Source organism: Type-D symbiont of Plautia stali (genome assembly GCF_001485335.1).
Classification (GTDB): Bacteria; Pseudomonadota; Gammaproteobacteria; order Enterobacterales; family Enterobacteriaceae; genus Pantoea; species Pantoea vagans_C.
This window is the reverse complement of sequence record NZ_BBOC01000035.1, coordinates 1-13,866: the sequence shown is the minus strand read 5'-3', so window position 1 is coordinate 13,866 and position 13,866 is coordinate 1. Positions and strand designations below refer to the sequence as shown.

The window sequence follows — 13,866 nt, the reverse complement described above, 5'->3', positions numbered from 1 at the left end:
ATGTCGGATTTTCCCCCTGTTGCGATGCTGCGTGCCTTTGAATCTGTGGCAAGATTAGGCAGTCTGACTCTCGCAGCGAGTGAACTCAGTGTGACGCATTCAGCAATCAGCCAGCAGATAAAGGCATTAGAAGGGCTGTTAGGCGTGCGATTGTTTATCCGCCAGGTGCGCGGGGTACAAATCAACGAGGAAGGCCGCCTTTATGCGCTGCAAATCCGCGAAGCCCTGGCCCGTATTGCTGATGCCACACGGCAAGTTCAGGTTAAACCCAGACGGGCGGAATTATCGCTTTCGATGGTCCCTTCATTTGCCAGCCACTGGCTAATACCCAGATTAACGGGCTTCCAGGCACAATTTCCCCATATCTACTTACGGCTGCAGGCCAGCCTTAGTGTGAGTGATGTTCAGCAGGAAGGCACTGATATTGCGATTCGGATGGGTAAGGGAGAATGGGCGGGTCTGCTAAGCCAGAAGCTATTTAGCGATCGCCTGATTGTGGTGGCGGCGCCTCACTTCAATGGAGGTGATCTACCTCGAACTCCTCAACAAATCGCGGCCAGTGAAATTCTTTTCACGCTTGAATCATGGAACGACTGGTGTGAAGCCGCTGGGCTGCAGCAATCTATTACGCCGCGCGGTTTGGTGATAAATGATTCCAATCTGATTATTCAGGCAGTCCGCTTGGGGCAGGGTATTGCTCTGGAACGTCTTTCATTGGTTCATGATGCGTTACAGCGCGGTGAGTTGGTGCAGTTAAGCCCTGTCAGCGTTGACTACCCGTGGCCCTACTGGCTGGTAACCCGAAAGGATCGCTCGACATCACCGGAAGGAGCAGCCTTTATAACATGGCTGGAGGAGGAGGTAATAAGGTATCAGGGAATGTTGAATTCATAACCCCAATAACTCTTAATATTGCATTTTAGAGTTATTGGGGTTATTTTGTTGTTTTCAGGACGCATCAGGGCAACGACATGGATAGCAGGTCATTAATGGCTGAGATTAAAGCTGATGGATGGGAGCTGATTCGAGTTAACGGTAGCCACCACCATTTTGTGCATCCCTCCAAGAAGGGCTTGGTAACAATTCCTCACCCCAAAAAAGATTTGCCCATTAAAACGGTGAAAAGTATTCGCAAACAGGCCGGGCTGATCGTCCACTAATTTGAGAGAGGTAAACCATGTTCTATCCGATTGCGATTGAAGCGGGTGATGAAAACACGGCGTATGGTGTAACGGTGCCCGATTTGCCAGGTTGTTTTTCCGCAGGTGACACGCTGGAAGAAGCGGTGAAAAATGCGAAAGAGGCGATCATTGGTCATCTGGAACTGATGGTTGAGTTAGAGCAAGATATCCCAGCAGTGTCAGAATTAAAAAGCGTGATGAAAGATCCGGCTTTTTCCGGCTATGTTTGGGTGTTAGTGGAAGTCGATGTGACGCGCATTCTCGGTGGTTCGGAGAAAATTAATGTGACGTTACCGAAGTTGCTGATTGATCGTATCGACCGCTGTGTTGCTACTCATCCCGAGTTTAAAACTCGCTCAGGTTTTCTCGCTCAGGTCGCACTGGAGCGCATTGCAAAAACCCGCTGATTAGGGCCTCGTACGATATTTTCTTTAGGCCGCCCCTACAGACCACAATGACCTCATGTAGGGGCGCCATTGATGGCGACTGCGTCCCTTATTTTACGCCCAACTCCCACCATAACTTGTCCAGCGCGTAGTAGCGATCGCGCTCGCTTTCGGGCTGGTTCAGGTCACGTTTCCAGGGTTTAGCCAAAATGAAATGCAGGTTTTTCACCTCATCCTCGCGCCACATCGCGCTGTGCTGGAACGGCAATGTTTTCAGCGCATTATAAATATAGGGCAACGGCAGCCAACGGTTCTCAAAGACCTCGTTCAACAAATCCTGCTCTGAAAACGGATAGCGGCGCAAATCGTCAATAGCCGCGACTTTCTGCTGCAGCCACGCGAACACGCCCTGATCCGGTTTAAGCACCAGAAAACCGCCGTTGAGATATCGATCCAGCGTTGCAGGTGCCGCTTCACCACGATCTTGCCAGGTGTAATGGCAATTCTCGGGCTGCCAACTGGCGGGATAGCTGGCGATCTGATTGGGATTGCAGCGGCAGGCGTGACAGGCCGCCAGAGCGTTATCGCCCAAATCCAGGGTAAAAAGTTCGTCCATATTGCGCAGCACCAGCATGTCGGCATCGAGAAACACCACCCGATCGCAGCCGGTGAGTTCCCAGGCGCGCAACTTACTCCACACTTCACCGAATTGCGCCGAAGCATAATGCTGTTCCAGTTCTGCGTCAGGCATTAAAGGCTCAACCGGATGAATCACACAGCCTAACGCCTGTAAGTCTTCGCGGGTGGCAACATCAATCGCGTCGGTGACCATCACAATCAGTGGCCACTGCGTTTCGCTGCGTTTTAGTGAACGATGAAGCGCTTTCACGCCGATAAAGTAGTCTGGCTGCGTGAGCAGCGTTACCCAGGCAAACATAATTTCTCTCCCCGTACCCTTCATACTTCAAATTGCAGGTGCGTTGGCTGCGTGCATGAATCCTCAGTCACTTACTTCAGTAAGCTCCTGAGGATTCATGCACTTGCCGCCTTCCTGAAATTCGAATTATTTTGGCTATCAACATTTAATCAAATAAAGCCGTGACATAGTCATTGCTAAAACGGTGTTGTGGATCGAGCCGATCGCGCACTGCACGGAAAGCATCCCACTGTGGGTAGATCGCCCGCCAGCTGTAACGCTGCGGATCGTAGTATTTGCCCCAGTGTGGGCGTCCACCTTCCGCCGCCAGCAGTTTTTCCACTTCCGTCAGAAAATGCAGGCCATCTTGTGACAGTGAACCGTCATCTGCGTAATAGACCACAAAGCCAAAGAAGCAGGTTGGCTGTTGAAAGGCAGGGCTGAGCCAGGCGTCAGACGCGCCGGTACAACGCAGAATGATGGGATAATGCATATGCGGATGATTCTTTGCGTACCAGGCTTTAATTTTGCTGATGATCGCGGGTGTTCTTTCCAGTGGGACACCGATCTCCACGTTGATTTGCGGCACCGCGATACCACGACAAAACAGCTGGTAGATATCACCGCTCACATCGGTGAAATCACGGAAGCGGGTGACAGTACGAAACTGCTTACCGCCTTTACCCTCGATTTGCGTGTCACGGTGCATCTGCGCCAGCGTTTGATCGATAGTGTCGTTGAGGCTGCTATCGGTCTCATCACCGTGTTCAATCACCTCACGCTGATTGGCATACCATGTCTCCGCGTCCTGAGGACTTGCCGGATTCGCGTTCCACACGTGCATCAGGTTGTCATCAACAAACCACCAGGCTTTGCTCAATTCATACTGTTGATTCCAGTGCAGCAAATCCTGCTCCAGCGAATCTGCGGACGTGGCGAATTTGTGGCAGGTAAACAGCCGAAACGGGCGGGTACGCAGCGTGATCGCAGTCACCAGACCCAATGCACCCAGCGAAGTTTGTGCGGCGGAGAAATCGTCATCCTCCCGATGAAATACGCGTAGGCTGCCGTCGGCCAACACCATGCGGATAGCGAGCGCTTCATCCGCCAGTGAGCTTTGCCCCAGTCCCTGGCCGTGCGTACCCGTGGCCATGGCACCGGCCAGCGTTTGCACTGCGATGACGCCGGGGGAGGAAGCCAGCATGCGATCCATTGCGGTCAGCGTGTCATAAACCGCTTGTAGAGGCGTGCCCGCGGCAAAGGTCACGCTTTCAGCATCCTGCGCCAGCAGGCCAGTAAAAAGGCTGAGATCGATCAACACATCGTCGGGATTGACACACAGCATGCGACCGGGTGACAAACGGCTGCCCGTGACGCGCACTTTGCCTTTTGTACTCTGCATCAATTGCTGCAGTTCGGCTTCATTTTTCGGCTGGAAAACCTGGCTGCGCTGACCCACCACGGTGTTCTGCGCCCAGTTCCACAGTTTGCTGTCACGCTCGGTGTTTTGCGTGTTGCGAAGGGGGTAAAGGAGGGGATCTTTGTTCACTACGGCGTTCCTTAGACTGAGGTCTGTGACGGTCCCAAGGCTTTAAGCGTAGACCATCACAGCACTGCCCATGTCTAAGGCGCTTTACGGATATAACGCATAGTCGCTGTGACAGCCAGTTGGCGGTTACGGCGGATGCTGTCCTCTTCCGTGTCTTCTGGCGTAAACAGGAAATGGAAGGTGTAACGGTTAGCCACATGGTGCACACAGATACTGCTGAGTAAGCGGTGGACGTCAACTGTGTTGAGGCCATCGATAAAGACGCCTTGCTGCTGGCCGCGTGTCAGGATGTCATCCAGCAGATCGAGGGTACTTTTGTTCAGCGCTTTGATGCGTTCTGACTGCACAATGTAGCGGCCGCGCAACAGGTTCTCGGTACACACCAGGCGCATAAAGTCTTGATGTGTAGCATGATAATCAAAGCTGGCTTCCACCAGTTTTATCATCGCTTGTTCAGGTTCCATTTTGGCAAGATTCAGCCCTGTTTCATGCTCGCGGATCGCCTGGTAAACCTGCTCCAGAACTTCGATGTACAACTTCTCTTTATTAACGAAGTGATAAACCACCATACGTTTGGTGGTTTGTGCGAGCTCAGCGATCTGCTCAAGACGTGCGCCCTGCATGCCAAACTCGGCAAATGTCTTTAAGGCACCCGCTAAGATGCGTTTTTTTAGCCCTTCAGGGTCATTTTTACGTTTAGTGGTGGTGTCCGACATAGCGCTCAATATCAATCCAATCAAAACGTCATGGTATCACAGCCAGATTATCGCTTGTGGCGATGCGAGCGGCTGCGTGTCTTTATTCATTTCAGGAATAGCTTTTCCGGATAAATCATAATGCAGGAATAAGCATCTGCGTATACTGCGGCTAACTGTTCATCACGGCAGTGTACTTTGACGACCGCAATGATAACTATCAGGAAATACTTTATGCACACACGCCTGGCTTCTGCCAAAAATAAATTCTTGTTATCCGCTGGCGCTTTCCTGGTGGCCAGCACGGTTTTAGCGCCACTCTCGCTGGCTCACGCCGCAGATAAAACCTCAGTAAAAGTCGGCATCATGAGTGGTGAAGATGAGGACGTCTGGCGCGAAGTGATTAAACAAGCTGCCGCCAAAGGCTTGACGGTGAAAACGGTGGTGTTCAACGACTACAACCAGCCGAATGAAGCCCTGCAAAATGGTGAGGTGGATGCGAATGCCTTCCAGCATCAGCCGTTCTTAAACAATCAGATCAAGGTCAATCATTACGACATCGTGCGCGTGGGTGACACTGCGGTGTGGCCAATTGGTCTTTATTCGAAAAAAGTGAAAAGTGCGGCGGAACTCAAAGATGGTGCGGTGATTGGCGTACCGAATGATCCTTCAAATGAAGCACGTGGGCTGGTGCTGCTGCAACAGCAAGGTTTGATTAAGCTGAAAGCCGGTGTCGGCATTGCCGCAACCACTGCTGATATCACCGCCAACCCCCACCATCTGCAAATCAAAGAGCTGGATTCCGGCATCATCGGTCGTTCGGTTCCCGATCTGGATGCTGCGGTGGTGAACACGGATTGGGCGTTGAAGAGTGGCCTGACAGCGGCTGACCGTATCGCGCAAGAGCCGGTAAAAGACAACCCATACAACAACTTTATCGCGGTGAAGAAAGAGAATGTCTCTGCACCGTGGGTAAAAACGTTGGTGTCCTCTTATCAGAATGACGCAGTGAAATCCGTGTTTAACAAGGTTTACAAGGGCACGGGCGAAACGGCCTGGTAAGGAAAGAGCATGACGATATTCTCAGGGGCCGAAACGCCTTTCCACGCCGTGGCGCGTGGAGTGGTGGAAAATGCACAAGACCGTGAACGTGTTGCGCGAGACGACGTTAGCGTGGTGCGTTTACAGGGCGTTTCCCGCCAGTTTGGGCAAACCCAGGCGCTGCGTGACGTTTCGCTGACGGTACAAAAGGGCGAGATTCTGGGCTTGATTGGCCGCAGCGGTGCGGGCAAATCCACGCTCATTCGTTGTTTGAATGGACTTGAGCAACCTGATGAAGGCGTCATCGAAATTGAAGGCCGGAACATTACCGGCCTGTCGGAAAAACAGCTGCAAACCGTGCGCAGCCGCGTGGGCATGGTGTTCCAGCACTTCAATCTGTTGTCAGCGAAAACCGTGACGCAAAACGTAGCGTTGCCGTTGAAGATTGCCGGTCTGGATAAAGTGCAACGTCAACGGCGCGTAACAGAATTGCTCGAACTGGTGGGATTGACGGATAAAGCGCATCACTATCCGGCGGCGCTGTCAGGCGGACAGAAACAGCGTGTCGGCATTGCCCGTGCACTGGCGGCCAGCCCGGCACTGTTGTTGTGTGATGAAGCGACCTCGGCGCTCGATCCAGAAACCACCCGATCAATTCTGGCACTGCTAAAGTCGCTGAATCAAAAACTCGGCATCACCATTCTGCTTATCACCCATGAGATGGAGGTGATCAAATCGGTGGCGCATCGTGTCGCGGTGATTAATGCCGGTGAGATCGTCGAACAAGGCCCGGTGTGGCAGGTTTTTGCCCATCCGCAGTCCGATCTCACCCGTTCCTTGCTGCGTGGTTTGCTACCACAACTGCCGGAGGCGCTTGCCGCCCGTATCAGCGCGCATAAACAGGGTGAGGCTATCTACAACGTGCATTATGCCGGTGAAGATGCGCAGGGCGATCTGCTGACCCGCTTTGCCGCCGCGTTACCGGGCAAATTCCGTCTGTTACAGGGTGGCATCGACCATATTCAGCACTACGCCGTGGTGCGCTTCTTTATTGCGCTTCCGGCGAGCAACACGGCCGATGAACAACAGATTCTTAGCTGGCTGCATACGCAGCAGGCACAAGTGGAGTTAGTGGGCTATGTCGCCAGTGATGATTGATTTACTGCTCAATGCGTTGGGCGAAACGGTATTGATGACGGCCATTTCCGGGCTGTTCTCGCTGGTGGCCGGTCTGCCGTTAGGTTTGATTCTGGTGATGACCAGTGCGGGCGGGATATCGGAGCATCGTGGCATCAACCGCGTGCTAGGGCTGATCATCAATGGCTTCCGTTCCCTACCGTTTATTATTCTGCTGGTGGCACTGATCCCGTTTACCCGGTTTTTGGTGGGCACTTCACTGGGCACCTGGGCGGCCATTGTGCCGTTGTCGATTACCGCAACGCCTTATTTTGCGCGCGTGGCGGAAGTATCGTTGCGTGATGTCGATCGCGGGCTGATTGATGCTGTGCGCGCCATGGGGGCCAGCAAACTGCGCATTGTATGGGATGTGCTGATACCGGAAGCGCTGCCCGGTATTCTCTCTGGTTTTGTCGTGACGCTGGTGGCCTTGATTGGCGCTTCAGCGATGGCGGGGGCGATCGGTGCAGGCGGTCTGGGCGATCTGGCGATCCGATATGGCTACCAGCGCTTTGAAACCTCAGTGATGATTGCGGTGATCGCGGTGTTGATTGTGCTGGTGTGCGGTATTCAGTGGCTGGGCGATCGGCTGGTGCAACGTATCGACAGACGGCATTGAACTCAGGTGCGCATTTATGCGCACCTGAAATGTAATACGAATTCAATGAGAGCAGTTGTGCATTTTCCCGCAATCCTTATCACTATTTCTCTTTAAACATCAGCAGCTAACGCGCTTAGAGTGATGGCAACGTCTTGCCTTGCCTCAGGAGAATCCGTTATGCCGCTGAACACACTTCAGCTCACGCTTGAAAGTCATCTCGAACAACACAGCGCCGACTATATCGCCGTGGCTCAATCAATCTTTGCCAGGCCGGAAACCGGTAACAATGAATACTTTGCCAGTGAGCAACTGACCAACTTACTCAGCGCTCAGGGATTTGAGGTCACCCGACATGTTGCCGGCCATGAAACCGCCTTTCACGCGGTGAAGGCCAGCAGTAAACCGGGACCGACCATCGCCTTTCTCGCTGAATACGATGCGTTAATCGGTATTGGCCATGCTTGCGGTCACAACCTGATTGGCACCACCAGCGTGGCAGCGGCGATCGCCTTGTCTCAGGTGCTGGATCAGACCGGTGGCCGCGTCGTGGTGCTGGGTACGCCAGCAGAAGAGGGCGGCTTAGCGGGGCCGGGCGGGCCCAAAGGCAACGTGAAGAAGCGTTTCGTTGAGGCCGGGTTGCTGGAGGATGTGGATGCGGCGCTGATGGTGCATCCCGCCGGTAAAACGCGTCTCACGGAAGCCACACTGGCAAACAACCATCTTTACTTCCATTTCTATGGCAAACCCTCGCATGCCGCCAGCGCGCCGCATGAAGGGATCAATGCGTTGGATGCGCTGGTGCTGCTCTATAACGGCATCAGCGTTCTGCGCCAGCAACTGCCCGATGGCGTGCGAGTGCACGGCATTATTACCGATGGCGGTCAGGCACCCAATGTGATCCCAGAATACGCTGCAGCGCACTACTATATCCGTGCCGATAGCCGTGAGCAGGTGGAGGCGCTGGAGCCACGCTTGCGCGCAATAGCCGAAGGTGTGGCGCTGGCCACCGGAACACGTGTGGAGATTGATCATCAAATTGGCCCACGCGATTTCAAACGCAATCCAGCGCTGGATGCGCTGCTGCTGGAAGCGTTGCGTGCAGCCGGTGAAGAGGTAGATCTGTCGCCACAACGCAATAAAGTCTCGACCGATGCCGGGGATATCAGCCACGCGGTGCCGACTGCGCACCCTTGGCTAAAGATCGGCCCCGACGATCTGATTTTCCATACCGTGCCGTTCCGGGAAGCGGCCAATTCTGAACGCGGTTATCAGGCATTGCTGATCGGTGCGCGCACGCTGGCCCGCACCGGATTACGTCTGCTTATTGATGCCGATACGCTTCACGCCGTTAAAGCCGATTTTGTGCGCCAGGCCTAAAGGGGATCGTTATGTCACAAACTCATCGTAGAAAATTGAAAACTTTAGTCGGTGCCAGCAGCGTGATTTCAGCGGGCAATGACATCCAGCCGGGCGTGGGGATCGCGCGCGCCATCGAGCTGGCGAAAATCGCCGAGCGCGAGAAAATTACCGGACTGTTCACCGCAGATTTGTTGCAGGCCGATCCGGCGGGCTTAGCTGGCACCACTGGCACCCAGGACCCATTGATTGCCCTGGCCGCGTTAAGCCAGGTGACATCGCAGATTGGCTTGATTGCCACCGTCAGCACCAGCTGGTTGCATCCCTATCATTTAGCGCGTCAGGTTGGCACCCTGGACCATATCAGCGGCGGCCGTGCGGGATGGAACGCTGTGACCTCATCAGTCGGTGAAGAGAACTTCGGTGAAAGCCAGCTGCCGCCTCCGCAGGAGCGCTATGCGCGCGCCACCGAGTTTATTGAAGTGATGAATGCCCTGTATGACGCCAACGAACGTGCAGCGGTGCAGCGCACGGCCAGCGGTGGTATCCGCCTCGATCACCAAAAGCTGCATCCCATTCATTATCGGGGCGACTTCTTCCAGGTGGCCGGTCCACTCAATGTGCCGCCACCGCCGCAGCGACGTCCGGTGCAGTTTCAGGCCGGGCAATCCGAGGCGGGTGTGACACTGGGCGCACGCTATGCGGAGGTGATTTACACTTCGCAGCCTACCTTCGAGGCGGCACAGCAATTTGTCGCGGATGTTCAGCAGCGTGCACGTCGTTTTGGCCGCGAACAGAATCCCCCTCTGATCATGAACTCATTTCACGCCATCATTGGCGACAGTGAGGCGGATGTGGCGCGTCGGTTACGGGATAAACACGAGAAAATTAACTACGAGCAGGGCAGGCTGCGCGTAGCGGATATGCTGGGCGGGGAAGTCGATGTGCGTGAAGTGCCGCTGGACCAACCGTTACCCGGCACGTTAATTCCGCAGTTGGAACAGGTACATCGGCGCCAGGGACGTGCCGCCATCTTCCGGCAGTATGCACTGGAAGGTTTGACATTGCGTGAGTTGATCATCAAAGCCGAAGAGACCGGGCACTGGTTTGTTGCCGGTACGCCGGAACAGCTTGTCGATGCCATTGAACAGCGCTACCACGCGGGCGTATTAGATGTGATCTCATTGCACGGCTTGGGTAATCCCGATCAGCAAGATTTACTACTGAATGGCTTGCTGCCCGAACTGCGCCGCCGCAATTTGCTGGATACCGACTATCAAGGTAATGACTTCCGCAGCAGCCTGGAGCTGGCTCCGCTACCTAAAGTCACCGACTAACATCGCTTGCTTTAAGAAGGCCCTTCCAGAACAGCGGGAAGGGCTTTTTTTTTGGAAACCTGCTCCACAAATCATTTCAGAACAGATGCCCTCTGGGCAATACCCGACCACACTGCCTATCGCATTGAACCTATATAGCATTTGACCTATATCGATGAGGGCGTATCATGTGGCAGATAATAACAACAGACACTTTTGATCAATGGTTAATGACGCCAGGCGACACGGATCGAGCATGTGTCATCGCGGCAATGTTGGTTTTACGGCAGGCAGGGGCTGGATTAAGCAGGCCTTATGCAGACACAATTAAAGGTTCGCGCTACAGCAATATGAAAGAGTTGCGTGTACAGAGCAAAGGCAGTCCCATTCGGGCTTTTTATGCTTTTGATCCATGGCGAAAAGGTATTTTGCTTTGCGCTGGTCATAAGGCTGGCAATGAAAAACGATTTTATAAAGAGATGATTACACAAGCAGATCAAGAGCTTACTCAACATCTCAATCGCAGCGAATTTAAGGAGTAATGTGATGGGCAGAACACTCGAACAGATTCTTACGGCTGAAAAACCTGAAGTGGTCGCGGATGCCAACGTCATTGCTGAAGACATTCTGCTGAATATACATCTTGCAGAGCTACGCGAACGTGTAAGCAAAACGCAGGTGGAAATGGCACAGGCGCTAAACATCAAACAACCAACGGTGGCTGGAATGGAAAAACCAGGGCGCGATCTCAAACTTTCCACTCTAAAACGTTATGTTGAAGCAGCTGGTGGCAAGCTCCGCCTGGATGTTGAACTGCCTGACGGGTCGCATTTTGAGTTTGTTGTTTAGCGATTATCACCACAAAACATCTCATTAGGCTGAGTTTGTGACGGGACTATGTATCAGCCAACACGATTACTACTGCCAAGAAAGGCCTTCCCAAAAGACAAAACCCCGCTCAGGTTTCCCTGAGCGGGGTTTTTGAATTTGGCTCCTCTGACTGGACTCGAACCAGTGACATACGGATTAACAGTCCGCCGTTCTACCGACTGAACTACAGAGGAATCGTGTGAACGAGGCGCATATTAGCGATGCCGATCTGCGTTGTCAAAGCCCTATCGCACACTTCTGGTTTAAGTGCGCGTAAAAGCAGCGGAATGCTGCTTTTCTGCCTTGAATGTGCAGATTTCAAACTGCCAACAAGATCTCACTTTAAGCGCATTTCCTTTGAGATGTTAGAGGCGTGTCAAAGTTTTGTTATTTGCCGATTTTAAAACAATCATTTCAGTGCTTTTATGATGAAAATTTCAAATGATGATCAGATGAAACAAATGAACTGCTTATCATCACGGGCGAAACGAGTTTCCAGTCCTGAAACATCATTTTGAAAATAACTTGTTGATAAGGAAGATGTTGCAACAAGGAGCTGTACGGAATCGATAGCGTTAGACCAGAAGCCTTACCTCTACAACCAGATAAATAACGCCAGCGACGTTGAGTGAATGTAAAAAATTTTTTTCATTCGTCGTATCAGCCAACTGCGCATGTTAACGAATAAGAAGGGTTACCCATGAAATTCAAAAAAGCGTTAGTGACTTCCCTGTTAGCTTGCATGTTACCTGCCGCAGTAATGGCGAAAGACCTTCAGGTGGGCGTTTCAATGGCGCTGTTTGATGACAACTTCCTCACGATTCTGCGTACCGGTATGCAGAAAGAGATGACCAAAGATGGCATTAAAGGCCAGGTAGAAGATGCCAAAGGCGACGTTTCACAGCAGCTGCAACAGGTACAGAACTTCATTGGTCAGGGTGTTGACGCCATCATCGTCAACCCGGTTGATACCAACGCCGTTAAACCGGTGATGGATGCGGCAACCAAAGCGGGCATTCCACTGATCTTCGTGAACCGTAAACCAGCGGGCGAACTGACTGACAAAATGGCCTATGTCGGTTCGGATTCTGAACTGGCGGGGCGTTTACAGATGGAAGCATTAGCCAAAGCAATGAACGGCAAAGGCAACGTCGCGATTCTGATGGGCGACCTCGCTAACGAATCCACCCGTGACCGTACCAAAGGGGTTGAAGCGGTGGTTGCTAAATATCCAGGCATCAAAGTGGTTCAGAAACAGACCGCCAAATTCACCCGTAACGACGCGGTGGATGTGGTGAGTAACTGGCTCACCGCCGGTGATGATATCCAGGCGATTGCGTCTAACAACGATGAGATGGCCATCGGTGCCCTGCAGGCGCTGGGTAAAAACCCGAACCACATTCTGATTGCTGGCGTGGATGGCACACCGGATGCCTTGCAGATGCTGAAGAACGGCAAGATGGTTGCCACCGTGTTCCAGGATGCGAAAGGTCAGGGTGAAGGTGCAGTTCAGGCAGCGATTAAACTGGCGAATGGCGAGAAAGTGGAAAAGATCATCAACATCCCTTACCAGCTGATCACCAAAGACAACATGGCGCAGTTCGAATCTCGTAACCAGAAATAATCGTTCCCGACTCAGCCGTACGGAGGTGATGTATGACCGCATTTGCGCTTGAAGCCGAAGGCATCAGCAAGTTCTTCCCCGGAGTGAAGGCACTCGACAATGTCTCATTGCGAATTAAACCGGGGTCGGTACATGCCCTGATGGGTGAAAATGGCGCGGGCAAATCCACTTTAATGAAATGCCTTATCGGGATGTATCGTCCCGATAAGGGCACCATCCGCATTAAAGGGGAGCCAGTTCAGTTTCAGGACACCATGGACGCGTTGCGTTCTGGGATCTCGATGATCCACCAGGAGCTGAATCTGGTGCCTTATATGACTGTGGCCGAGAACATCTGGCTTGGTCGCGAACCGATGAAGTACGGCTTTGTTGACCATGCGTTGCTGAATAAGCAAACGCAGGAACTGCTCAACAAACTTAACATCCGCCTCAAGGCAGATCGCATGGTCGGTGAACTGAGTATCGCCGCCCAGCAGATGGTGGAAATTGCCAAAGCGGTGTCGTGGAACTCTGACATCGTGATTATGGATGAACCGACCTCGGCACTGACGGAAACTGAAGTGGCGCATCTGTTTACCATCATCCGTGACCTGCGCGAGCAGGGGAAAGCCATCATTTATATCAGTCACAAAATGGATGAGATTTTCACCATTACTGACGAAATCAGCATCTTCCGTGACGGCACATGGGTGGGCAGCAACAACACCACTGAATTTACCCGCCAGTCGCTGATTACCCAGATGGTGGGACGCGAACTCACCCAGCTGTTCCCGAAATTCAACGGTGAAATCGGTGGAGACGTGCTGACGGTGCGTAACCTCACCTGCAAAGATCGTTTCACCGACATTAACTTCACGGTACGCAAAGGCGAGATCCTTGGCGTGGCGGGTTTAGTCGGCGCGGGACGCAGTGAAGTGATGGAAAGCTTATTCGGTATGGAAAGCTTCGACAGCGGGGAAGTGCTGATCGATGGCGTGCCAGTGAAGATTGATTCGCCGTCAACGGCGATTGAAAAGGGTATGGCCTTCCTGACGGAAGACCGTAAAAAATCCGGGCTGTTCCTGGTGTTGTCGGTGATGGAGAACATGAGCATCGTCAACATGCCGGATTACGTCAGTAAAGCTGGTTTCGTTAGCCACATGAAGATGGCGCAGG

The 13,866-nt window shown here is 52.8% G+C and carries 15 protein-coding genes and 1 tRNA gene; 12 read left to right on the top strand and 4 right to left on the bottom strand.

All coding sequences use genetic code 11. From position 1 onward, the window contains the following. The 3 genes from PSSD_RS12795 to PSSD_RS12785 all read left to right on the top strand — a co-directional run bounded on the left by PSSD_RS12795 (position 1) and on the right by PSSD_RS12785 (position 1,588). Positions 1–894 carry a LysR substrate-binding domain-containing protein gene (locus PSSD_RS12795; protein WP_058972481.1) on the top strand — a complete coding sequence of 298 codons (894 nt, stop codon included), beginning with the start codon at positions 1–3 and terminating at the stop codon, positions 892–894. A 77-nt stretch (positions 895–971) separates the two neighbouring features. Further along, positions 972–1,160 carry a type II toxin-antitoxin system HicA family toxin gene (locus tag PSSD_RS12790; RefSeq protein WP_039335104.1) on the top strand — a complete coding sequence of 63 codons (189 nt, stop codon included), beginning with the start codon at positions 972–974 and terminating at the stop codon, positions 1,158–1,160. Positions 1,161–1,177: 17 nt separating this feature from the next. After that, positions 1,178–1,588: a type II toxin-antitoxin system HicB family antitoxin gene (locus PSSD_RS12785; RefSeq protein WP_039335103.1), complete on the top strand. Its 411-nt coding sequence runs from the start codon at positions 1,178–1,180 to the stop codon at positions 1,586–1,588. An 88-nt stretch (positions 1,589–1,676) separates the two neighbouring features. Here the strand turns inward: PSSD_RS12785 and PSSD_RS12780 are convergent, their stop codons facing one another. The 3 genes from PSSD_RS12780 to PSSD_RS12770 all read right to left on the bottom strand — a co-directional run bounded on the left by PSSD_RS12780 (position 1,677) and on the right by PSSD_RS12770 (position 4,748). After that, positions 1,677–2,504, bottom strand: a complete 828-nt coding sequence (locus PSSD_RS12780; RefSeq protein ID WP_058972480.1) for a glycosyltransferase family 8 protein — start codon at positions 2,502–2,504, stop codon at positions 1,677–1,679. Between the two features lie 145 nt (positions 2,505–2,649). Then, positions 2,650–4,032: a D-arabinono-1,4-lactone oxidase gene (locus PSSD_RS12775; RefSeq protein WP_058972479.1), complete on the bottom strand. Its 1,383-nt coding sequence runs from the start codon at positions 4,030–4,032 to the stop codon at positions 2,650–2,652. Between the two features lie 74 nt (positions 4,033–4,106). Further along, positions 4,107–4,748 carry a TetR/AcrR family transcriptional regulator gene (locus PSSD_RS12770; protein WP_058972478.1) on the bottom strand — a complete coding sequence of 214 codons (642 nt, stop codon included), beginning with the start codon at positions 4,746–4,748 and terminating at the stop codon, positions 4,107–4,109. Between the two features lie 213 nt (positions 4,749–4,961). Between PSSD_RS12770 and PSSD_RS12765 the strand changes: the two genes are divergently transcribed. The 7 genes from PSSD_RS12765 (at position 4,962) to proR (ending at position 11,066) form a co-directional block, all read left to right on the top strand. Beyond that, positions 4,962–5,789, top strand: a complete 828-nt coding sequence (locus tag PSSD_RS12765) for a MetQ/NlpA family ABC transporter substrate-binding protein (protein WP_058972477.1) — start codon at positions 4,962–4,964, stop codon at positions 5,787–5,789. A 9-nt stretch (positions 5,790–5,798) separates the two neighbouring features. After that, positions 5,799–6,926: a methionine ABC transporter ATP-binding protein gene (locus PSSD_RS12760; protein WP_058972476.1), complete on the top strand. Its 1,128-nt coding sequence runs from the start codon at positions 5,799–5,801 to the stop codon at positions 6,924–6,926. Continuing rightward, positions 6,907–7,563: a methionine ABC transporter permease gene (locus PSSD_RS12755; RefSeq protein WP_058972475.1), complete on the top strand. Its 657-nt coding sequence runs from the start codon at positions 6,907–6,909 to the stop codon at positions 7,561–7,563. The genes PSSD_RS12760 and PSSD_RS12755 overlap by 20 nt, the downstream gene beginning before the upstream one ends. Positions 7,564–7,722: 159 nt before the next feature. Beyond that, positions 7,723–8,922 (top strand): M20 family metallopeptidase, encoded by a 1,200-nt coding sequence (locus PSSD_RS12750; protein ID WP_058972474.1) that lies wholly within the window; start codon positions 7,723–7,725, stop codon positions 8,920–8,922. Between the two features lie 11 nt (positions 8,923–8,933). Further along, entirely contained in the window at positions 8,934–10,238 is a 1,305-nt protein-coding gene (locus PSSD_RS12745) for an NtaA/DmoA family FMN-dependent monooxygenase (protein ID WP_058972473.1), read from the top strand. Positions 10,239–10,405: 167 nt separating this feature from the next. After that, positions 10,406–10,759: a type II toxin-antitoxin system RelE/ParE family toxin gene (locus PSSD_RS12740; RefSeq protein ID WP_058972472.1), complete on the top strand. Its 354-nt coding sequence runs from the start codon at positions 10,406–10,408 to the stop codon at positions 10,757–10,759. A 4-nt stretch (positions 10,760–10,763) separates the two neighbouring features. Continuing rightward, a complete protein-coding gene (gene proR / locus PSSD_RS12735; RefSeq protein WP_039329052.1) occupies positions 10,764–11,066 on the top strand; it encodes a transcriptional regulator ProR in 303 nt (100 codons plus the stop codon). 139 nt (positions 11,067–11,205) lie between these two features. Here proR and PSSD_RS12730 read toward each other — a convergent pair. Then, positions 11,206–11,281: transfer RNA gene (locus PSSD_RS12730), tRNA-Asn, on the bottom strand. 506 nt (positions 11,282–11,787) lie between these two features. Here PSSD_RS12730 and PSSD_RS12725 point away from each other — a divergent pair. Together PSSD_RS12725 and PSSD_RS12720 are read left to right on the top strand one after the other, a co-directional pair. Then, positions 11,788–12,711 (top strand): sugar ABC transporter substrate-binding protein, encoded by a 924-nt coding sequence (locus PSSD_RS12725; RefSeq protein ID WP_039329051.1) that lies wholly within the window; start codon positions 11,788–11,790, stop codon positions 12,709–12,711. A gap of 32 nt (positions 12,712–12,743) precedes the next feature. After that, positions 12,744–13,866, top strand: a 1,123-nt coding sequence (locus PSSD_RS12720; RefSeq protein ID WP_058972471.1) for a sugar ABC transporter ATP-binding protein, incomplete at its 3' end; no start/stop codon positions are given.